The organism is Spirosoma sp. KNUC1025, from assembly GCF_045160025.1.
Taxonomy (GTDB): Bacteria; Bacteroidota; Bacteroidia; order Cytophagales; family Spirosomataceae; genus Spirosoma.
Genome location: NZ_CP087139.1, coordinates 5053116 through 5072664, shown reverse-complemented (window position 1 = coordinate 5072664; position 19549 = coordinate 5053116). Strand labels below are relative to the sequence as shown.

Annotated in this window: 15 protein-coding genes, 1 other RNA gene and 3 pseudogenes; 9 read left to right on the top strand and 10 right to left on the bottom strand. The window is 47.0% G+C overall.

What is annotated here, in order from left to right; genetic code table 11:
• Positions 1-58: 58 nt before the first annotated feature.
• Positions 59-814, bottom strand: coding sequence for a phosphatidylinositol-specific phospholipase C/glycerophosphodiester phosphodiesterase family protein (locus LN737_RS22280; RefSeq protein ID WP_405512046.1), 756 nt, complete (start codon positions 812-814; stop codon positions 59-61).
• Between the two features lie 453 nt (positions 815-1267).
• Here LN737_RS22280 and fabG point away from each other — a divergent pair, with 453 nt between their 5' ends.
• Both fabG and LN737_RS22270 read left to right on the top strand, forming a co-directional pair.
• Positions 1268-2014: a 3-oxoacyl-[acyl-carrier-protein] reductase gene (gene fabG / locus LN737_RS22275; protein ID WP_405512044.1), complete on the top strand. Its 747-nt coding sequence runs from the start codon at positions 1268-1270 to the stop codon at positions 2012-2014.
• Positions 2015-2110: 96 nt separating this feature from the next.
• Positions 2111-4242: pseudogene (locus tag LN737_RS22270) on the top strand (VWA domain-containing protein).
• Between the two features lie 12 nt (positions 4243-4254).
• Here LN737_RS22270 and LN737_RS22265 read toward each other — a convergent pair.
• Together LN737_RS22265 and LN737_RS22260 are read right to left on the bottom strand one after the other, a co-directional pair.
• The gene (locus tag LN737_RS22265; RefSeq protein ID WP_405512042.1) at positions 4255-6696 is read right to left on the bottom strand and encodes a helix-turn-helix domain-containing protein; all 2442 of its coding nucleotides are present in this window, start codon (positions 6694-6696) and stop codon (positions 4255-4257) included.
• A 70-nt stretch (positions 6697-6766) separates the two neighbouring features.
• Positions 6767-7189 (bottom strand): EamA family transporter, encoded by a 423-nt coding sequence (locus LN737_RS22260; RefSeq protein WP_405512040.1) that lies wholly within the window; start codon positions 7187-7189, stop codon positions 6767-6769.
• A 212-nt stretch (positions 7190-7401) separates the two neighbouring features.
• Between LN737_RS22260 and LN737_RS22255 the strand changes: the two genes are divergently transcribed.
• The 3 genes from LN737_RS22255 (at position 7402) to rnpB (ending at position 10438) form a co-directional block, all read left to right on the top strand.
• The gene (locus tag LN737_RS22255; RefSeq protein ID WP_405512038.1) at positions 7402-8436 is read left to right on the top strand and encodes a Smr/MutS family protein; all 1035 of its coding nucleotides are present in this window, start codon (positions 7402-7404) and stop codon (positions 8434-8436) included.
• A 175-nt stretch (positions 8437-8611) separates the two neighbouring features.
• Positions 8612-9904 (top strand): DUF4403 family protein, encoded by a 1293-nt coding sequence (locus LN737_RS22250; protein WP_405512036.1) that lies wholly within the window; start codon positions 8612-8614, stop codon positions 9902-9904.
• 45 nt (positions 9905-9949) lie between these two features.
• Positions 9950-10438, top strand: an RNA gene (gene rnpB, locus LN737_RS22245) — RNase P RNA component class A.
• A 535-nt stretch (positions 10439-10973) separates the two neighbouring features.
• Here the strand turns inward: rnpB and LN737_RS22240 are convergent.
• From LN737_RS22240 to LN737_RS22220, 5 genes and pseudogenes are all read right to left on the bottom strand, one after another.
• Positions 10974-11183 carry a hypothetical protein gene (locus LN737_RS22240; protein ID WP_405512034.1) on the bottom strand — a complete coding sequence of 70 codons (210 nt, stop codon included), beginning with the start codon at positions 11181-11183 and terminating at the stop codon, positions 10974-10976.
• Between the two features lie 23 nt (positions 11184-11206).
• Entirely contained in the window at positions 11207-11653 is a 447-nt protein-coding gene (locus LN737_RS22235) for a hypothetical protein (RefSeq protein WP_405512032.1), read from the bottom strand.
• 209 nt (positions 11654-11862) lie between these two features.
• The gene (locus LN737_RS22230; RefSeq protein ID WP_405512030.1) at positions 11863-12408 is read right to left on the bottom strand and encodes a hypothetical protein; all 546 of its coding nucleotides are present in this window, start codon (positions 12406-12408) and stop codon (positions 11863-11865) included.
• Between the two features lie 234 nt (positions 12409-12642).
• Positions 12643-13408 (bottom strand): annotated as a pseudogene (locus LN737_RS22225) (tyrosine-type recombinase/integrase).
• Positions 13409-13717: 309 nt separating this feature from the next.
• Positions 13718-14071, bottom strand: a complete 354-nt coding sequence (locus tag LN737_RS22220; RefSeq protein ID WP_405512028.1) for a single-stranded DNA-binding protein — start codon at positions 14069-14071, stop codon at positions 13718-13720.
• A gap of 205 nt (positions 14072-14276) precedes the next feature.
• Between LN737_RS22220 and LN737_RS22215 the strand changes: the two genes are divergently transcribed.
• From LN737_RS22215 to LN737_RS22200, 4 genes and pseudogenes are all read left to right on the top strand, one after another.
• The gene (locus LN737_RS22215; RefSeq protein WP_405512026.1) at positions 14277-14834 is read left to right on the top strand and encodes a 30S ribosomal protein S16; all 558 of its coding nucleotides are present in this window, start codon (positions 14277-14279) and stop codon (positions 14832-14834) included.
• A 132-nt stretch (positions 14835-14966) separates the two neighbouring features.
• A pseudogene (rimM, locus tag LN737_RS22210) lies at positions 14967-15553 on the top strand (ribosome maturation factor RimM).
• Positions 15543-16220, top strand: a complete 678-nt coding sequence (gene trmD / locus LN737_RS22205) for a tRNA (guanosine(37)-N1)-methyltransferase TrmD (protein ID WP_405512024.1) — start codon at positions 15543-15545, stop codon at positions 16218-16220. The pseudogene rimM and the gene trmD overlap by 11 nt, the downstream one beginning before the upstream one ends.
• Before the next feature lie 66 nt (positions 16221-16286).
• Entirely contained in the window at positions 16287-16919 is a 633-nt protein-coding gene (locus LN737_RS22200) for an NAD(P)-dependent oxidoreductase (protein WP_405512022.1), read from the top strand.
• An 8-nt stretch (positions 16920-16927) separates the two neighbouring features.
• Here LN737_RS22200 and LN737_RS22195 read toward each other — a convergent pair whose 3' ends face one another.
• Both LN737_RS22195 and LN737_RS22190 read right to left on the bottom strand, forming a co-directional pair.
• Positions 16928-17299: a hypothetical protein gene (locus LN737_RS22195; protein ID WP_405512020.1), complete on the bottom strand. Its 372-nt coding sequence runs from the start codon at positions 17297-17299 to the stop codon at positions 16928-16930.
• Between the two features lie 11 nt (positions 17300-17310).
• Positions 17311-19548: a transglycosylase domain-containing protein gene (locus LN737_RS22190; protein ID WP_405512018.1), complete on the bottom strand. Its 2238-nt coding sequence runs from the start codon at positions 19546-19548 to the stop codon at positions 17311-17313.
• Between the last annotated feature and the right edge of the window lies 1 nt (position 19549).

Here is a 19549-nt window from a genome sequence, read left to right as displayed (position 1 = left end):
TCCAGCTACTTTAATCAGCCTGATTAGGGCTTCAATTACTGCCTGAAGGAAATTCCCGCTACCGTACGGCCTCTACGCACTCAGCTACTTTATCCGTGTTAAGAATATCGACGCCTAATTTCTTTAATTGTTTCCAGCCGACTGGATTGTCGGGAATCGCCCAGAAGCGGATGGGTTTACTGTCGCTATGCGCGCGCTTAATAACTCGTTTCAGTTTATCCCGGTCGAGGTCAGAAAGTTCACCTGTACCATTCCATTGCGAATAGGAACGGAAATTATCGCTGATGAGCGCAACCCGCTGCAGCGTTTCCTGATCGTACACTTCGCTCGGACGGCCATCGAACTGGATCAGTGGGTAGTCCAGATATTTTTCGATTTTCGGACGATTGCCGCTAACAATAACCTGAACCGCTTTCGGATTAGCCGACCGACTAAAGGATGTCAGATTTTGTTGCAGTAAGTCAATCAATTTCGGCAATACGTCGGTGGGATTGTCTTTCACATCAACAACCAGACTGAAGGTGTAATCGCGGTCTGAGCTTGGTTTGCCTTTGTTTTGCTCAAATAGTCGGGCAATAGGCTTCAGATACAACGAGTCAAGCGTAGGGGCGTTGGCTTGTGGTTTGTCGTGCGATACCACCAGTTTCCCATCCTGTAGCCAGACGTCGGCTTCGATAAAATCGGCGCGTTGTTCATAGGCATTTACAAAGGGTTTAGGCTGGGCGTAATCGTTATGCGCGTGAATTTTCTGGGCAAAAGCGGTTGTAGCAGCAAAAGAAACTACTAAGTGTATGATAAATAATGTACGTAGCATGGTGGGTCGGGTTAAATGGCTAGTCGAGGTAAGCCCGATTTATAAGGCGCATCGTTGTAGCCAACAAGCGTACAGGCCAGATTTGTCAACAAAGTAAAGGGCTTCTTTTGTAATACCAAATGACAAATCTCGAATGAGCTTAACAGACCATCCTTCATTAAAGTTAATAATATTTGAGAATAAATTGGATAATACAAAGACTAACAGTATAGATGGCTTGTATCGCCGTTGAAGTTTACTTGAAACTGTGAGGCTTAACAGGTGACGGACGGATCTGCGTAAACAGGCTAGTATATTCAGCAATCAAGTCATGCTGTACCTAGATAGTACCTTGCCGTTTATCTCTAAACCGCTATTTTTGATAATATTTGCTTTATGATGAATGTGGCATGATGAGTATTTATGCACAACTTTATTCATTATACAGTAGTCATTATACATTATCCATTAGAAATGAGTTTACTGCAAGGAAAAGTTGCGTTGATTACGGGAGCATCGCGCGGAATTGGGCGAGCGATGGCCCAAAAATTTGCCCAGGAGGGGGCTTCGGTTGCCTTCACTTATTTATCAAATGTTGAAAAAGGTCAGGCGCTGGAAGAAGAATTGCGTGCGTTTGGCGGACAGGTTAAAGGGTATCGGTCCGATGCCTCCGATTACCAGGCTGCCGAAGAGCTGATTGCGCAGGTTCTGGCGGATTTCGGTAAACTCGATGTACTCGTGAATAATGCCGGTATTACGAAAGATGGTTTGTTGATGCGTATGTCGGAAGAACAATGGGACACCGTTATAAACGTTAATTTAAAGTCGGTATTTAATCTGACCAAAGCGGCCATCAAATCCATGATGAAAGCCAAATCGGGTTCAATTATAAACCTGACATCCGTCGTTGGCATTCGGGGTAACGCCGGACAATCTAATTATGCAGCCTCGAAAGCAGGGATTATTGGTTTTACGAAATCGGTAGCACTGGAATTAGGATCGCGGAATATCCGGTCCAACGCAATTGCTCCCGGATTTATTGAGACTGAAATGACTGGCGAAATCAACGAGAAGGCCCTTGAGGAATGGAAACAGCAGATTCCGATGAAACGTGGTGGCCAACCCGAAGAAGTAGCTGACTGCGCCGTTTTTCTGGCATCCGATCTCTCCCGCTACATCACCGGTCAGGTGCTGCAAGTGGATGGGGGAATGTTAACTTAAAAAAGGAAGAAGGAGGAAAGAGAAGAAGGTGAAAGGAGTGAATAATTGCTCTTGGCTCACTTGTTCCTTTCTTCCTTTTCCCTTCTCCTCTTATTTATGGATTTTATTTTTCAGTCATCTCCCTGGTGGATTTTGGTGTGTTTGCTGGTTGGAGCCGCTTATGCATTTGCCATGTACCAACCTCTGCCCCAGCGTGGCACGGCTCGCCTGGCGGGTAGCGGCCTGACGGTAGGCGGTTTCGATAAACGGACTACGTACGGGCTGGCAGCACTACGCTTTGTGGTGGTTAGCTTCCTGTGCTTTCTGTTGCTCAACCCCCTGATCCGAAGCCTGCGGACACTAACTGAAAAACCAAACGTAGTACTGGCCATTGATAATTCGGAGTCGGTAGTCGTGGCAGGACGGCCCGCACTTAATCAAACCCTGACTGCCTTACAAAACCTTCGGCAGCAACTGACCGATAAGGGGATGAACGTAGCGATCCGGACGTTCGGCGATTCAGTAACCGACAGCGATCTGACCCAGATCCCGTTTACCCAACGTACGACCAATCTGTCGGGTTTACTGTCAGGAATACGCTCAGACTACGAAGGGCGTAACCTGACCGACGTTGTGCTGGTGTCGGATGGTATTTTTAATCAGGGGTTGTCGCCCACGTTTGGGCAGTACCCGTTTGCCGTTCAGACGGTAGGAGTTGGCGACACCATTTCGAAGCGCGACATACAGCTTAAAGGTATTGTTGCCAACCGGATTGCGTATTTAGGCAATCAGTTTCCGGTTCAGGCTGAAGTAGTAAGCAATGGCTTTCAAGGACGTAGCGCAACGGTTGTTCTGCGTCAGAATGGGAAGGAATTGGGCCGTCAGTCGGTTAGTTTTGGCAAAAATGATACGTTTAACCAGCTAACGTTTCAGACAACGGCGACGCAAAAAGGGGTGCAGCACTACGTAGTTGAGGTATTGCCGCAGTCTGGAGAATTCAGTACTCGTAACAACCGGCAGGATGTGTATCTGGATGTTATTGATGGAAAAGAAAAAATTCTGCTGCTGGCTCTGGCTCCGCATCCCGACGTAAAGGCGATTCGGAACATTCTCGAAAAAAATCAGAATTACGAACTGGATGTGCGGATTCTGACCGGAACATCGGCTGATGCTCCTCCTCCGGCAGACAAGACCTACGATCTGCTGATTCTTCATCAGATTCCGGATAATGGCGGAGTAGCTAACCCATTGATCCAGAAATACCTTGCCAACAATACGCCTATTCTGTTTGTACTAGGAAATCAATCCGCATTAGGGCCATTCAATACGTCGAATTCGGTAATGCAGGTGGCGGCCCAGCCTAACCAGAGTGATAAGGTAACGGGCGTGTTTAATCCAGAATTTCGTCAGCTGAACCTCGACCCGGCCCGATTGGAGATGGTCGGTAAGCTCCCCCCATGTCGGTTCCTTATGGTGAATTCAGGCTGCAACCCGGTAGTGAAGTAGTGTTATGGCAGCAGGTGGGTAGCGTCCGGACTACCAAGCCACTGCTGGCTTTGAACGTAACGAGTCCGCGTAAAACGGCTGTACTAGCCGGTGAGGGCTTATGGTCGTGGCGACTGGAAGAATACGCCCTGACGGATAAGCAGGACGTAGTAGATGAGTTAATTCAGAAAGTTGTTCAGCTTATTTCGGTGAAAGAAGACCGCCGGAAACTCCGTGTGTATCCAATACGTAACGAATTCGTAGCAGGCGAAAAGGTCATTTTCGAAACTGAACTTTACAACGACATCTACGAGCGACTGTTCGATAAACCCGTTCGTCTGGAAATCAGTGACGAAAAAGGATTGACCCGATCTTACAATTATACGCCAACTGCCGCAAATAGTCGTTTTGAAATCAGTCGTTTGCCCGAAGGGGCTTACCGATTTCGGGCTACTGTCAGTGTTAACAATCGGGCAGAGCAATCGTCGGGGCAGTTTGTGGTGCGTGATTTGCAGTTGGAGGCTCTGAATACCACCGCCGACCATGGTATGCTTCGGCAACTAGCGCAGCAAACGGGTGGGCAATTCTACAAAGCTAATCGCATCGATAATCTCGTTCAGAATCTGGCGACCCGACCACATCCGGCCCGCCTGACAAGCACTGAAGAGATGAATGAATTGATCAACTGGCGCTGGTTGTTCTTCGTCGTGCTCACCCTGGCGGCTATCGAATGGGGACTACGTAAATTTTACGGCGGGTATTGATTTCAGTATTTCTTACTCGCCAGCTTTACTTTTCTCTGCTCGTATGGCATTGTATACGAACCGAATTTCGGAGTAGGTTACCTTATTGCCCAGGCCCTGCATGGCTTCACCCATAGTAGCGGGTTGGTACGTCTCCAGATAGGTGAGAATCGTGTCTAATTTATCTGAAGCCAATACGTCCTCAACGGCCAGTTCACCCGCAGCGATACTTTTCGCCAGATGCCCTTCAATTGTTGAAATGGCTAATCCCCGTTCGGCGGCTATTTCGTCGATGGTTTTACCAGATCGGAAAAGGGCCAGTGTAACTGCATCTGAGTCGCCTTTTGCTGGTTTGGGTTTCTTTTCTTTGGGCGTAGCAGCGTGAACAGGGCGTTCCGTATACTCCTGAATTATTGCCAGAATGGCATCGCCAACCTGCCGGACTTTGGTTTTCCCAAACCCTTTAATGGCCAGCAGTTCAGCCGTTGTTTTCGGCCGTAGGCGAGCTAACTCCACAATCGTTTTTTGCGGAAGTACCATAAATCCTGACGTATTGTGTTCGCCGGCCATGTCGTTGCGCCACTTCATCAAGGCACCATACAATCCACCTTTCGACGAACTTTCACGTTCCGTTGTTGGTTCGGTTTTCTTTCGATTGGGCTGAAAATCCAGTTCGGCGCGGTTGCGGGCCTGCAAATAGGCTAATCCTCCGAAACCATCCCGGCAGCTTTCAAAACTGCGTACTTTACCGAATACCTCCTTTTCCAACTCGTCCATTGCTTCCTGTATGGTTTCGCGAATCTGCTTGTTGTCGCAATCAGTCGGACACTGGTGCAGGAGGGGGAGCAGCTCATTACTCAGTAAGGGCAAAAAATACGCGGCTGCTTTCTGGATTCTTTGCTGTAAAGACGTATTGTGTTCCGGTAAATCGTTGCTGGAGAAATAGTTGGGTAATTGCTGAACAAACCGCTGCGCTACGTTGCGGACTTTAGGCGTATGAATTTCTGCAAATTGCTCCAGCAGTGTATGCAACGCATCAGGTAGGCTGGTGTGATGTTCGATAGCTCGTTTGCGGCACCGATATAATAGCGAACTCAGTCGTTCAAACGAAAACAATTCCTGTATCAGTTGCTCCTGACTAGTACGTTTGGAATCGTGTAAATGCTGTTCGGTCGGCGTCTGCTGCTGAATCTGGTCGTGAAAATCTTCTAACTCCAGCTCCGTTTTGATACTACGGGAAGGAATAGGAGCGCGCAGCACCAGACCATCGAGGGTTTTGCACCGACTGAGCGCAACGTACACCTGCCCATGCGCGAAAGCCGCCGATGCGTCGATGATCGCTTTTTCGAACGTGAGCCCCTGACTTTTATGGATGGTAATGGCCCAGGCAAGTTTTAAAGGAAACTGGTTGAACGTACCGATGGGTTCACTTTTTATTTCTTTCGTGCCAGGGTCAATCGTGTAGCGAACGTTGGTCCAGTCGGCTGGGTAAACCGCAATTTCCTGGTTCTCGGGAGAGCTTGTTACGTAGATAATATCATCCTCCAGGCTGGTTATTTGCCCGATTTTGCCATTGTAGTAAAGTTTGTCGCGAGAAACATCATTTTTCACAAACATCACCTGCGCTCCAACCTTCAAGTCGAGGCTAACTTCAGTTGGGTAAGCGTGGGCCGGAAAATCACCCTCGATACTGGCTTCAAACGTGTGAACGGGCGTTGGCAGGCTCTGGAGTTTTTGGCTATTTATTTGTTGAGCCGTTGTATTGTGGGTCGACAACGTAATATAACCGTCCGAATCGTCGGGCGCGAAATTAGGAACGTAACGCTGATTCAGTTCGGCCAGCTGCGCCTGGGTGATCGTTTTTTCGCGGATGCTGTTCAGCAAGCTAATGAATCGCTCGTCCGACTGTCGGTATATATGCGTTAGCTCAATGGAAACATAGGGCGTCTGGCAAAGAGCGTTGCTGCTGAAGAAATAGCCGGTTTGATAATAAGGTTTTAACAGCGCCCATTCGTCATCTTTGATTACGGGCGGCAACTGTTGCATATCGCCAATAAGCAGCAGCTGAACACCCCCGAAGGGTTGTGAATTATGCCGGTAGCGCCGAAGAATTTCATCAATCCCATCCAGTACGTCGGCCCGAACCATACTAATTTCATCGATCACCAGCAGATCGAGCGTACGAAGCAGGTTGATTTTCTCGCGGTTGAATTTGCGGCCTTCCCGTTGAGTCGTACCGGGCACTAATGGGCCGAATGGAAGCTGAAAAAGTGAATGAATCGTTACGCCCCCTGCGTTGATAGCCGCAACACCCGTCGGCGCAACTACCGCGAGTCGTTTAACACTGAGTTGCTTAATCTGTTGCAGAAAGGTTGTTTTACCCGTTCCGGCTTTCCCGGTTAGAAATACGTTTCGATTGGTATGAAGAACAAAATTGTGCGCAAGGTCAAGTTTTTCGTTAACGGAAACAGACATAAGAACGTAGTGGAATAATCGGGCAAAGGTAACGTCTTCACACCAGATTTTTAGTCGATACGAACAGACCTCATTCCCGTGCTATGGCAATCATCAGGGCTCCAACTCCCATCAATACAGCCCCTGCAATCACTTGCCAGCTGAGTTTTTCTTTGAGAAAAACGGCGGCCATGATCACCGCAAAAACAAGTGAAAAATTAGTCAGGGGTGATACCTGCGACGCATTGCCCAGCTTCAGGGCCCGAAAGGACAGCAGCGACGATACGCACGTAATAACGCCGGCGACGATCAGATAAATCCAGACTTTTCGCTCAATGCGCATCACCGTAGGCAAGTTGCCCTGTACGATCACCACACTCCACGACACAATCAGGATTAACACCGCCTGAATGGCAAAGGCTACGCTTGAATCAACATGCTTAACACCTATTTTCGAAAGTGTAACAACCGTTGCGGCTGCCAAAGCAGCTGATAAAGCAAATACAATCCACATGGAATGACCGATTAAGGGTGGAGAAAAGAAATAACTGGCCGTGCAGCCGGTCCTGTTTCGAGACTACTAGATAGTAAAGCAAAAAGTATATTGAAATGATTTAAAAAAATGTCGGGAGCGTTTATACCCATATGCGTTATACTTTTGAGAATCGATAGTCATCCATCAATAACCTTATATTGATTGACTACCTACTATAATTCCTGACGACTATGAATATTGGTGATAGAGTCCGTTTGTTGCGGGCAAAAGAACAGGGTGTAATCTCCCGGTTTCTACCTGGCGACATTATTGAAATTGAGATTGAAGACGGTTTCCGGATTCCGGTCATGCGTTCGGAGCTGGTGCCGGTTTCCCCATTAGAGGCTGAACGACTGCTTAAAAATACGGCTTATGCCCCGCAGAAAACGGCAGCTCCATCGGCTTCTACCATACTGGCAAACCAGGGAATTTATCTGGCTTTTGTGCCTGTCAACGACCGGGAGTACACGCTACACCTGATCAATAATACCGATTGGGAGTTTCCGTACGTATTGGGGGAAGAATCGGCTGCCGTTGGGGGAGGAGTACAGTTTAGGGGGCTGCATAGCGGTTTGTTGAAAGCCCGATCGCAGCAGAAAATGAACGACCTCTATACCCACGCCAAGTTTGAGGAATGGCCAACATTTGTTGTGCAGGGCTTATGGTATCGGGAAGGAAAATCGTCCCTGCGCCCCCCATTTATAAAGCGGTTTAAAGCGAGAGCGTCAACGTTTTTCAAGAATAAAACGACTGCGCCGATTTTGCAACAACCCGCTTTTATGACGCAGTTGGATGCCGATGCGACGAGTGCAGCCCCGGCGGATCAAGCACCCAATAGTAATCGGGCAACGAACCCAAGACCGACCACCATTCAGCCCGAAGATTTAAAAGCCGAAATGCTTAAGCCAAAGTCTGACACAAGCCCGGTTTCAGTCGAACGCCCATCGTCGGTAGTCGATCTGCATACGGAAGCGTTATTGCCGAAAGGTCAGGGCACCCGAAACCCGGCCGATTTGCTGAAACTCCAGCTCGATACGTTTGATAAAGCACTGGAAAACGCCATTGCCAGTGGAATGCACGAGATTACGTTTATTCATGGGGTTGGCAGTGGCGCCCTCCGAACTGAATTGCACAAACGATTAGGCAGGCATCCAAACGTTAAATTTTTTGAAGACGCTCAGAAACAGAAATTTGGCTATGGTGCCACCAAGGTTACAATCAAGTAAGAAGCGTACTCAAGCAACGTATTGTCATAAACAACGCCAGTCGCCGGATTTTCGTGGATTGCTGTTTTTACTCGCGGTTTCTCTGTGTTTCAGTTTTTTCCTGCTAAGTTGTGGCCAGCCTTCCGGTAATCGTCTAACTACGAAAGCCCCCAAAGAAGCCTATAACACCACCGAAATGGAAGTTCGTAACGAGCGCTTTCTGTCTACCGTCCATGTGCCTGTTTCCATTGCGCTGGCTGATGTGGAGCGGCAGATCAACGCACAGGTTTCCGGATTGATTTATGAAGACAACAGCCTGGATGACAACAACCGCGATCAGTTCATGACCAAGGTTTGGAAGCGTGGTCCTATTCTGTTGAGCGCCGAAGACAGCCTGTTTCATTTTACCGTTCCTCTCAGAATCTGGGTCAAAGCAGGCGTATCGGTCCTGGGTTTTACACAGTATAAAGAAACGGAGTTTGAGATTGATCTGCGGTTTAAAACCAAATTCGACCTTGAGCACGACTGGACTGTTCATACCCAGACACAGGCTGATGGATACGGCTGGGTACGTCGACCGACCGTAAGCGTTGTAGGGGTGAATATCCCGATTACCAGCTTTGTGAGCCGGATGATCGACAAAAATCTGGGGACGATCACGAAATCGCTTGACCAGCAGATTCGACGTAACGTTGATCTTCGAACGCCCGTTCTGAAAGCCTGGAATACGTTACGTGAACCCTACCTTCTTTCTGAAAAATACCGGACGTATCTACAGGTGGTACCGAAGCGGGTACTGATTACGCCACTTCGCTTTGAAGGACGCGTCATCCGCGCGACAATTGGAATTGAGGGCTATACCATGACGACTACGGGCGCTAAACCCGACGTCCGACCGGCGGTGTCGTTACCCGATCTGACGGTCGTGGGGCAGGTAAAAGATGATTTTCAGATTGGTCTGTTGAGTGAAGCTACGTATCAGGAAGCGGCAAAACTGGTTGCGGAAGAGTTTGTCGGGAAGTCCTTTTCTTTCAGTGAAAACCGATACAACATTACCATCACCAGTATGGACATGTACGGACAAAATGACTTCCTGATTATAAAAGCCGGGCTGAAAGGAACAATCAACGGCGACATCTATTTGAAAGGCCAGCCTTATTACGATGCACACGATCAGACGATTTCGCTGAAAAATCTTCAGTATGATTTAGATACAAAAAACGTATTGGCCCGGTCGGCTAGTTGGCTGCTAAAAGGCACCTTTGCCCGAACGCTCGAAAAACAGCTTACCATACCGGTAGGTTCACAGATTGCCGATATGCAGAAACTGTTGCAGGAACGGCTCAAAAACAATCAGTTAGCAAAGGGCGTCGTCATCAATGGTCATATCGATGAAATTAAGCCCGACCAGGTTTACTTAACGCCCAACGCCTTGCTGGCCGTTGTTAACGCGCGCGGCCGGATTGACGTAAAGGTTGACGGTTTATAAGTAATGACTATTCTTCACAAAGTCTGTACCTTTGCCATCCCAAACAACACAGGCTGGCTTATCGCGTCCGAGCAATCGGGCGAGGAAAGTCCGGGCAGCGTAGAGCACTCTACTTCCTAACGGGAAGGCGGACGGCTGGGAACGGCCGTTCGACAGACAGGGCAACAGAAAATATACCGCCGGGGAGTTAATGATTGAGTGATTGAATTGTTGAATGATTGAATAGCTGACGCAAGAAGATTAATTCAATCATTCAACAATTCTATTACTCAATCATTAACTCCCCGGTAAGGGCGAACCGGTGGGGTAAGAGCCTACCGCTCATTGGGTGACTAATGAGGCACGGTAACCCTTAGAGGCTGAAAGACCAAATAAGCATTGGACGTGCGGCTGCTCGTCGCCAGCGGCCCGCCAGGGCCAACACCAATGCGGGTAGGTCGAACGAGGTGTCGGGTGACCGGCATCCCAGATAAATGATAAGCCATTCCGCCAACAGCGGGAGGACAGAACCCGGCTTATAGGCCTGAGTTGAATGGGATTTTCGGTTTAGGTATTCAGTGTACGGTTGTTATTCCCGTAGCTCGTATCGTCACGGGTGTTCTATACGTTAGCCGATAACGGACACACTTGGCGATAACAGTTTTGCTATTTAGAAAAGCTTGCCTCGTTTGATCTTCAAAATCATCGCTATTGACTTTATCCGAAATCGGATCAATAGCGGGCATTCCTGATAAAAATAAATAAGGGTCTGTTATAACAGGCTAAGGAAATACTTCTGTCATTTTTGCTACTTTTGGAGTATTTAAGTTGTTACCCGTTGTTATAGTAATTTCAAAATAAGTAACTATTGGCTCGGGTTCCGCCTAACGAGCAGGGCTTTATGCAGGTTGGGAATTAGTATTCCGTCTGCCGATAACCGCTGCTTATTGAAAATATAAAGTTGAATTTAAGAACTAAAGTTGAAAGTTGTTTGTCAAGCCTGAACCACAGCTTGGATTTGCAATTGGCTGATGTTTGCTGGTCACGCCCAACTTGCATAAAACACAATGTTACTTGCAGTGCTTCTCTGTCACACAAAAGAAGCTTGCCTTGTCAATTGATTTTCTTCTAATCCTAAGTCAGCAATAAAGAGGTCTTTTATTTTTTGCTCAACCTCCGTTTTATTTACTGTAGTTGATATTCGTCTTGACTTTAAGTAATGTTCTCTTGAGAGTTTGTCTGCAAACTGTCCAACAGTTAGCAAGTCAATTTCATTTCCAAACCTCGTGGCTATTGTCATTGCAATTATTGATACGGTCAAACCTATAAGTCCTGCTTGCCAAAAAAGAAGAGTCCAACAAGCGATGTTAAGAATATAATTGCAAGTGTCCCTGTGATTGAATGTTTGGGTCTTAAAATTTTAGTCTTGAAGCCTAAGTGTTCGTCAATGTTTTTAAAAGATTGTCTGCGGATATTTTTTGGAAACAGCTTTTGCAAGTCGGTGTCCGGAGTTATACCGGTTTTGTCAATTAGTAAAGTGTCAGCAATAGCGTTACGTAACTTATAAAATGTTTGTTGGGTCGTACAATCATTTGAATTGTCGCCCTGAACCTTACTTGTAATTATGTCGCACAGTTCACCAAATGTCTTTGTGTCCTTAAGTTCTGTGTCGCCAAACTTAAAGCCAAAAGAGTTCTCAACTTTTACCAAAACATCAGAGATGTCTTCTGGGTCAATGTTGCAAAGTTCGTATGTGTCGAGGTCTGTCATAGCATTGCAAGTAACGTTGAAGCATTGGCGATGTGGCGGTATTCTGTGTTTCGTCAGCCCGGTGCCGCTGCTGATTAAAGATACAAAAGCTCATTGTTTATTCTACTGCTCGGCGTTATTCGTCTGCCGAAACCGAAGGTGATTAGCGAACACAAAGCTGAGAATATATTCTTCGCCCCGCCATATTGCCAATGCAATGTTAGCAGCAGTTATACGCTGTCATTATCAAATCTGTCAATAACATTTTTTAGAGTTTCTTGCTTGCCTTCAAGATAATTTCTCTTGTCGTCTGACAGCCAATTTGCTTGGTTAATTTTTCTCGTTATTGTGTCAAGTTCGTGAGTTAAGGATTTTTTTAGGTCTGCAAGTTTTTCTCTCAATTTATTGGAACTGTCGTATTCGTCGTCACGTTGTTTCGTAATCTCGTTGATTAAATAAATAAGGTCAGACTGGGAATATGCTTCTACTTTCCTTTCTACATCCTCGCAAACAATGATAGTTGTACTGCCACCCATATCCGTCGTTTTAAACTGAAATAAATTGTCAATTTGGGTCACAGTAATCACTAAACCGTCGTTATAATAGTCTATATGGTCAAAGTCAATGTCGTTAATGCTTTTGCAATTTGTCAAGCAATATTTTATTACAGGAAATGGGTCGGAGTTATAACTCCAAGGGACGTCTTTGTGAAAAGTCAGTTCTAAATTGTTGTCCTGAATTTGTTTGTCACGAAATATGTATGTTTCGTCGGTCATTCGTAATTGCCACTAATTTGTAAATATACGCATGTTTGGTAGATCAAAGAAAAATTTAGAAAAGTCATATTAACTCTTGGCCTTAGTTCATTAAAATATTTAGAAGTACATACTAATCAGACAATTATATAAAGATAAAGCTGTCTTTTGTCTGCTTTTCTTTCAACGACAATACAAAATGCGCATTGCGTTTTTTTGTATTGTACTGTATTTTACAATACAAAATACGCGACTTTACTCCAGCATGTCTAATGGGCTTTTTACGTTCTTCAACTGCTGGTAGCTAACATGTGTATAGCGTAAGGTTGTCTTAATATCACTATGGCCCAATAACTCCTGAATGAATTTGATGTCGGTACCATTCTCCAGCAGATGTGTAGCAAAGCTGTGTCTTAGACTATGAATACCAATTTCTTTATTGATTTTGGCTTTCTTTAGGGCATCCTTGAAAACCTGTTGCGTACTTCTTATACTGTATTGATCGCCGTATTGTCCTTCAAACAGATACTTTTTAGGCTTATATTCTATGTAGTAAGCCCGCAACTGCGTCAGAATGCTATCGGGCAGGTTGGCATACCTGTCTTTCTTTAGCTCGTTCAATGAACACCTGTTTGCTTTTGCTGTCGATGTCAGTGATTTTGAGATTTACAATTTCACTGACCCGCAAGCCCATCCCATAACAAAGTTTTAGCATCGTATTGTGTTTGAGGTTAGTGGTTACGGCAAAGAGCTTTTTGATGTCGGTAGCAGAGATAGCTTTAGGCAGTATAGATGGTTTTTTGGGACGTGGAATCTCAAAAAAGAATTTTTCTCTGTGCAACACTTGCTCAAAATAAAACTTGATGGCGTTTATCCGGCTATGCAGCGTATTTTCAGAGAGTTTAAGCGTGTTGATACAATATAGGAAATAGCTTCGAAGCCGGTCGGCAGTCAGCAAATCTACTGGTTGTGCTTTGAGTACATAGAGGAGTTGAGCAAACTCGTTGCGGTTGGTTTGCAAGGTATTGGCGCTATACGATTTGAGTTGCAGCGTTTCAACAAGTTTTTGAAATGCGACCTGATTAACGGAATGTATGTGTGCAATAACCGTTCTGCCAGCCAAGGGTGGGGCAAACCCAAAAAGCCGCCGAAAGTGCGCATTATCTGCTACATACCATGCCTTTTGGGTACGGCTCCAGGATGCACCCGTTAACTGCCTGACCCATTTATTGAGATCAGCGTTTAGGGCAAACTGAATAAATATAACGGCTTTTTCGCGGTAGACAGCCTGCTCGAACGTTAAACCCAGTAGCGTTTGAGTAGATCGTTCTTATTCGCCATCATTGGTACTTGTCTTCTTATCAAGCATAATCAACTGATCGGCCACAACTTCGGTAACGTAGCGTTTAGTACCTACTTTATCCTCATAATTCCGGGTTTTCAACTTCCCCTCAATATACACAAGGCTACCTTTAGTTAGGTATTTGTGCGCCAACTCGGCCAGGCTTCTCCATAGCACTACTGAATGCCATTCGGTTGTACTGTGTGTCTGCCCGTTTTTGTCTTTGAACGATTCGGTTGTAGCCAGTAAAAATTTAGCAACGCTAGCGTTACCTTCCAAGGTTTGAAATTCCGGGCTATTACCCAAATTGCCAATTAGCGTTACTTTGTTAAGGCTTCTCATTCTTGTAGTGGTAGTGAGTAAAATGGTTTTTGTAATTCTGAAACGAGTGCTAATAATGATTAGACGACGCCGGGTATATTTTGTTTCCTATCAATTCATTGGCTGCCAAAAACTAAAATTCAGCATCACAAACCATTTTTTTTGTACCTTTGCGGCCACGTTTTACAGGGGGGATGCGTCTCCCGTCAAAACCAAACAAGCAAAAATGGCTGTTAAAATTCGTTTAGCGCGTCGTGGACGCAAGAAAATGGCGATGTATGACATCGTAGTAGCAGAGTCAACCTCTCCACGCGATGGCCGGTTTATCGAAAAAATCGGTTCATACAACCCTAATACCGACCCTTCGACGGTCGTAGTAAAGTCGGATCGGGCCGTTTATTGGCTCATGGTGGGCGCTCAGCCAACCGATACCGCTCGTTCGGTATTGTCGCATGAGGGTCTCATGTATCGGAAACATTTGCAGGTTGGCGTCAATAAAGGAGCCATCACGCAGGAACAGGCCGATGAGAAATTCGCGTCCTGGAAAGGTGAGAAAGAAAATCGTAAGGCCGGTGCTGCCGACACTAAATCGCAAACCAAAGAGCAGGCTCGTGCTGCTCGTCTGGAAGCTGAGAAAAAAGTGAACGAAGCCCGCGCTGAAGCTATTGCTAAGAAAAACAAAGTAGAAGAGCCTGTCGCTGAGACAGCTGCCGCAGAAGAACCTGCTGCTGAAGAGACTCCTGCTGTAGAAGCAACGACCGAAGAAACTCCCGCTGCAGAATAGTTTTTACCGCACCAGCGGTCCGGTAAATTTGTTAATGAAGAGCCTGTTCGTTTCTGAGCAGGCTCTTTTTATGAGTAACACGGCAGGAAAGCCGTGCTTTTGCTAAAAAATGCGGCTCCGGCCGCGTTACGTATGACTAAAGACGATTGTTATCAGGTAGGCCATATCACCAAAACGCATGGCGTTAGTGGTGAACTGGTGCTTTTTTAGATGTCGATCAGCCCGACGAATACGCTGATCTGGAATCGGTGTTGCTGGAGGTAAAGGGAGAACTGATCCCCTATTTTATTGAATCGATTGCGATTGTAAAAGGTAGCCGGGCCATCGTCGCGTTTGAAGATATTGACACAATTGAGCAAGCCGAACGGCTGATTAACTGTGGTGCGTATCTGCCACTCGATGAACTGGAGCCGATCACCGACGAAACCCGATTTTATTTTCACGAAATAGTGGGTTACCGAATTGTTGATGCTACTGAAGGTGAACTGGGCGTCATTCGGGGCGTATATGCCATGAATGCACAGGACCTGATTGCTATGGACTACCAGGGGAAAGAAGTGCTGATCCCAATTAATAGCGACATCGTTCGGACGGTAGACCGCGCTAACCACAAGCTCAACGTTGTGCTGCCCGATGGTCTCCTGGCTATTTATATGGAAGACGACAGCAAGCAGCAGCCCGAAGTTGACGGCGACAAAGACGATACCGATGAGGATTGATATTATTACCTGTCTGCCTAAATTGTTAGATAGCTTTTTTGCGCATTCCATCTTACAGCGGGCGCAGCAGGGCGGCTACGTAGAAGTTGTGGTCCACGACCTACGCGATTATACGCTCGATAAACATCGGCGGGTAGACGACTACGCGTTTGGCGGAGGAGCTGGAATGGTTATGCAGATTGAGCCAATAGCCCGCTGCATTCGATCATTGCAGGCGGAAAGGACATATGATGAGGTCATTTATATGACGCCCGATGGGGAGCGGCTGAATCAGAAAACGGCTAATTCGCTTTCGTTACAGCAGAATTTAATCATCCTGTGCGGGCATTACAAAGGCGTTGATGAGCGTGTTCGGGAGATGTTCATTACCAAAGAAATGAGCATCGGTGACTACGTGCTATCGGGTGGAGAACTGGCTGCCTGTGTGCTTTCCGATGCCATTATTCGCCTGCTGCCCGGTGTGCTAAACGACGAAACCTCAGCCCTGACCGATTCTTTTCAGGATAATTTGCTGGCTCCTCCTGTTTATACCCGTCCGGCTGAATTTGAAGGACATAGGGTGCCCGCTATTCTGTTGTCGGGTCACGAAGCCAGGATCGATGAGTGGCGCTACGAACAGGCGCTGGCCCGCACGCAGGCACGGCGACCTGATTTACTGGAATCGTAATAGCCAAGATTTTTTAAACGTAGTGGCTGGTTCTGGGTTATATAATACCCTAATCAGTCATTTTTTATGCAATTATTAGTAGTTGGTGCCACGGGCGGCACCGGTCGTCAGGCGGTAGAACAGGCCCTTGAGCGCGGATTTTACGTAACGGCTTTTGTTCGTGATCCCGCGAAATTGCCCATTCAGCATCCTAACCTGACTGTTCTCACTGGCGACGTATTGCAGCCGGAAACTTTATTGCCCGCCGTTCGACGGCAGGATGCTGTCTTTTGTGCGCTTGGCGGTCGGCCTGCTCAGAAAGAAGAGGTTGTTGCTCAGGGTACCATTCATTTGATTGATGCCATGAAACTGTCAGGCGTTCGGCGGCTGCTGGTTGTGTCGTCGCTGGGTGTAGGAACCAGTTATGAAGAAGCTCCCTTGCCCAGTAAATTGATTATCAAAACGTTACTGAGCGGAGCCATCGACGAAAAAGAAAAGCAGGAGAGTGCCATACGGGCAAGTAATCTTGACTGGGTGATTGCTCGGCCAACCAGCCTGACCAACGGTCCCGCTACAGGAAAATACCGAATTGGCGAGCATCTGCCGTTTTCAACGTTTTCGCTCCCGCGCATCAGTCGCGCCGACGTAGCGGCTTTCCTGCTCAATCAACTCGATAGTGATACGTATCTGCAAAAAACCGTTACGATCACGGGTAAATAAAGCGGAAGTTATAACGCCGGATGAGAACTGACGATTTTGCAGTCGCAACGTTTGGTTCCAGCCGGCAACGTAACGGGTTTGTCGAATTGGCTATTTGGCAGAAGCGTCCGGGAAAAGGTGGTGAATTTCTCCTTTAGTAGTTTTTCTTCGCCATCGAACGCTCTGATCTGCACCGAAATATTGCTGTGTGATCGGGACGACAGATTCTTTACGTCAACGTTGACTGTGGATGCTACCAGCATATTTTCCAACTCCGAGCAGTCGACAGCCAGATCTATGGTTTGTGGGGTGAAGGACGTATTGTTCCGCTTCGACAGAACGTAAAGCACAATACCACCAATCACGACAATAAACAAAATAAGTCTTACCAGCGCTTTCATGAGTAATCTGATTATTGCGTAGCGTCTTCAAGCGCTTTTTTGGCTTCCCGTTCCCTGCGCTTTTGCTCGCGCCTTTCCTGACGTAGTTGTTTGCGAGTTTTTACAGTGTCTGCCGGAGCGGCCTCAGCAGCAGGCGTATTTGCTGGATCGGGTGATACGGTCTGCTCGCTTTCGTCACGTTTGTCGTCACTTTTCTTGCCTTTAAACAACCGGCGGAAGAAGTTTCCGATACCCGTACCGCTATCATCATCGTCTTCATCAACATCGTTGCCATTCGGGTCGGGCATAAACAGGCTATCCGACTGAAACGACGAATCCACCGGAGCTACCTGCCGACGCAGTCCTTCCCGCAAACGAACATCGTAGAACCCATAGGCACCGGAGTCGGGGGCTGTCAGGCCACGTCGGGCCATGATACGGCCAATGAGTCGGAAATAACCCCGCACGTTACGTGTCTGAAGGGTTCCATCCGGAACAAACCAATCAAGAGCATGTTTGGGACTGGGTACGACAAACGCCAGAAAAATACTTTCGCCCAGGTTCAGATCGGCCGGGCTTTTGGCAAAATAATACCGGGCAGCTTCGCCAATGCCATAAATATTGCGCCCCCATTCGATAATGTTGAGGTAAACCTCATACATCCGCTCTTTCGGAACAATGTGCTGGTTCTCGATAAGCCAGACGATCAAAATTTCTTCAACCTTGCGGGAAAGCGTTTTATTCCGACTCAGAAATGCATTTTTAACTAGCTGCATCGAAATAGTGCTGGCGCCCCGTTTGAAGGACTTTTCCTTGAAATTCGTTGCAATCGACACTCGGAACGCTTTTTCGTTAAACCCTTTGTGGGTAAAGAAATTGTAGTCTTCCGAGGTAAGCAGGGCGTTACGTAAGTCGGGCGAAATTTGACTTAGCGGGGTGTAATCAGGATTTTCGGGCCCGACGATAATATCCCGGACGGGTTTTCCTTTTTCGTAAGGTGTATAAATAAAGGGATGATTGATAGCCGCAAAATCAGTTTGCCCCATCTTCAGAATCCGAAACCCTTCTGATTTTAGGCCAGAGTTGAATTTGACGGAATCAGGCATCGACGTATCCAGTCGAAACTCAGCATCATACTTCAGTTTGCCCGCCACCTTCATACCTTCCAGCGACTCAAATAAACCCTGTGGAAATGAATTGAAAAGTGCCTGAGCATCAAGCGCATCGGTGTGTAATTCAGCCTCGTAAATTTTGGCTGGCCGGAGGGTGTATTTCAGGAAGGGCCTGGCGCTTACCTGCCCCAAGCGAACCGTTGATGAGCTGTCGATACCCACATAATTTTCGCCCACAAACAGATTGGCATCCATTGATGCACGGCTAACTAATACGTCGGTGCGGGCAATGGCGGGGTGATTGATTCGTAAATTCTGAACAGACCCAGCCCCTTCGAGCCGAAACTCACCTCCCGAGCGATCAACGTCGCGGAGTTCGGCCCGTAACGTATCAGCCTGAACTTTGAGTTTGTATTTTTTCTCGATGTAAGGCAACTCAATGGGTTTTCCATCGGCATAGAGTGCCAGATTGTATTCACGATCGGCGGGGTCAGCCGTGCCGGTTATGTGCCAGGTTGCCTGATTGCCATTCAACTTTATCGTAGACGTAACGTCTTCATTTTTGATGACGGCCGTTTGGGTCAGTAAGCTGAGGGTATCTTTATTATCCATACCCCGAAACTCCAGATTGCTGATATTCAGATCATCCGGAATTTTAGAAAGGACCTTGTCGATCAAACTTTCAGCCACTTCCGATAAGTCCGTGCGCTGGTTTGTTTCAGCGGAAGGGGTGTCGGTTGCTGTTGAATCGCGTTTGCGGTGAAGAAAGAAATCGATGTTCGAAAGCGAATCGCGTTTGATAACCTGAATAAAGCCATTGTCAAGGGTCATTCCCGACAATCCAATTTTACCCGCCAGCAGTGGCCAGAACCGCACAGCTACTTCTACCCGCTGTATCCGGGCCAGACTGTCGCGCTGCTCGGGCACAACGGTTATGTCGGTAAATGCAACCGAACTCAGGCCGGTAAACTTGGCGGACCCTACCCGAAGATCGAGGTGATAATCACGTTTGGCTACACGAATAGCTTTGGCGAGCCCTGTTTTTAATAGGCTTTCGCGCTTTGAATAGGCAATACCTCCCCCTATGCAGGCTAGCAGAAAAATGCTTAAAAATACCCACCCTGCGATTCGGAGGGCTTTTTGTTGACGATACGTCATC

Bases quoted from the DNA above. Each gene is read 5' to 3' on its own strand.
- LN737_RS22280 (WP_405512046.1), bottom strand. From the start codon at position 814: ATGCTACGTACATTATTTATCATACACTTAGTAGTTTCTTTTGCTGCT.
- fabG (WP_405512044.1), top strand. From the start codon at position 1,268: ATGAGTTTACTGCAAGGAAAAGTTGCGTTGATTACGGGAGCATCGCGC.
- LN737_RS22265 (WP_405512042.1), bottom strand. From the start codon at position 6,696: ATGTCTGTTTCCGTTAACGAAAAACTTGACCTTGCGCACAATTTTGTT.
- LN737_RS22260 (WP_405512040.1), bottom strand. From the start codon at position 7,189: ATGTGGATTGTATTTGCTTTATCAGCTGCTTTGGCAGCCGCAACGGTT.
- LN737_RS22255 (WP_405512038.1), top strand. From the start codon at position 7,402: ATGAATATTGGTGATAGAGTCCGTTTGTTGCGGGCAAAAGAACAGGGT.
- LN737_RS22250 (WP_405512036.1), top strand. From the start codon at position 8,612: ATGGAAGTTCGTAACGAGCGCTTTCTGTCTACCGTCCATGTGCCTGTT.
- LN737_RS22240 (WP_405512034.1), bottom strand. From the start codon at position 11,183: ATGACAATAGCCACGAGGTTTGGAAATGAAATTGACTTGCTAACTGTT.
- LN737_RS22235 (WP_405512032.1), bottom strand. From the start codon at position 11,653: ATGACAGACCTCGACACATACGAACTTTGCAACATTGACCCAGAAGAC.
- LN737_RS22230 (WP_405512030.1), bottom strand. From the start codon at position 12,408: ATGACCGACGAAACATACATATTTCGTGACAAACAAATTCAGGACAAC.
- LN737_RS22220 (WP_405512028.1), bottom strand. From the start codon at position 14,071: ATGAGAAGCCTTAACAAAGTAACGCTAATTGGCAATTTGGGTAATAGC.
- LN737_RS22215 (WP_405512026.1), top strand. From the start codon at position 14,277: ATGGCTGTTAAAATTCGTTTAGCGCGTCGTGGACGCAAGAAAATGGCG.
- trmD (WP_405512024.1), top strand. From the start codon at position 15,543: ATGAGGATTGATATTATTACCTGTCTGCCTAAATTGTTAGATAGCTTT.
- LN737_RS22200 (WP_405512022.1), top strand. From the start codon at position 16,287: ATGCAATTATTAGTAGTTGGTGCCACGGGCGGCACCGGTCGTCAGGCG.
- LN737_RS22195 (WP_405512020.1), bottom strand. From the start codon at position 17,299: ATGAAAGCGCTGGTAAGACTTATTTTGTTTATTGTCGTGATTGGTGGT.
- LN737_RS22190 (WP_405512018.1), bottom strand. From the start codon at position 19,548: ATGACGTATCGTCAACAAAAAGCCCTCCGAATCGCAGGGTGGGTATTT.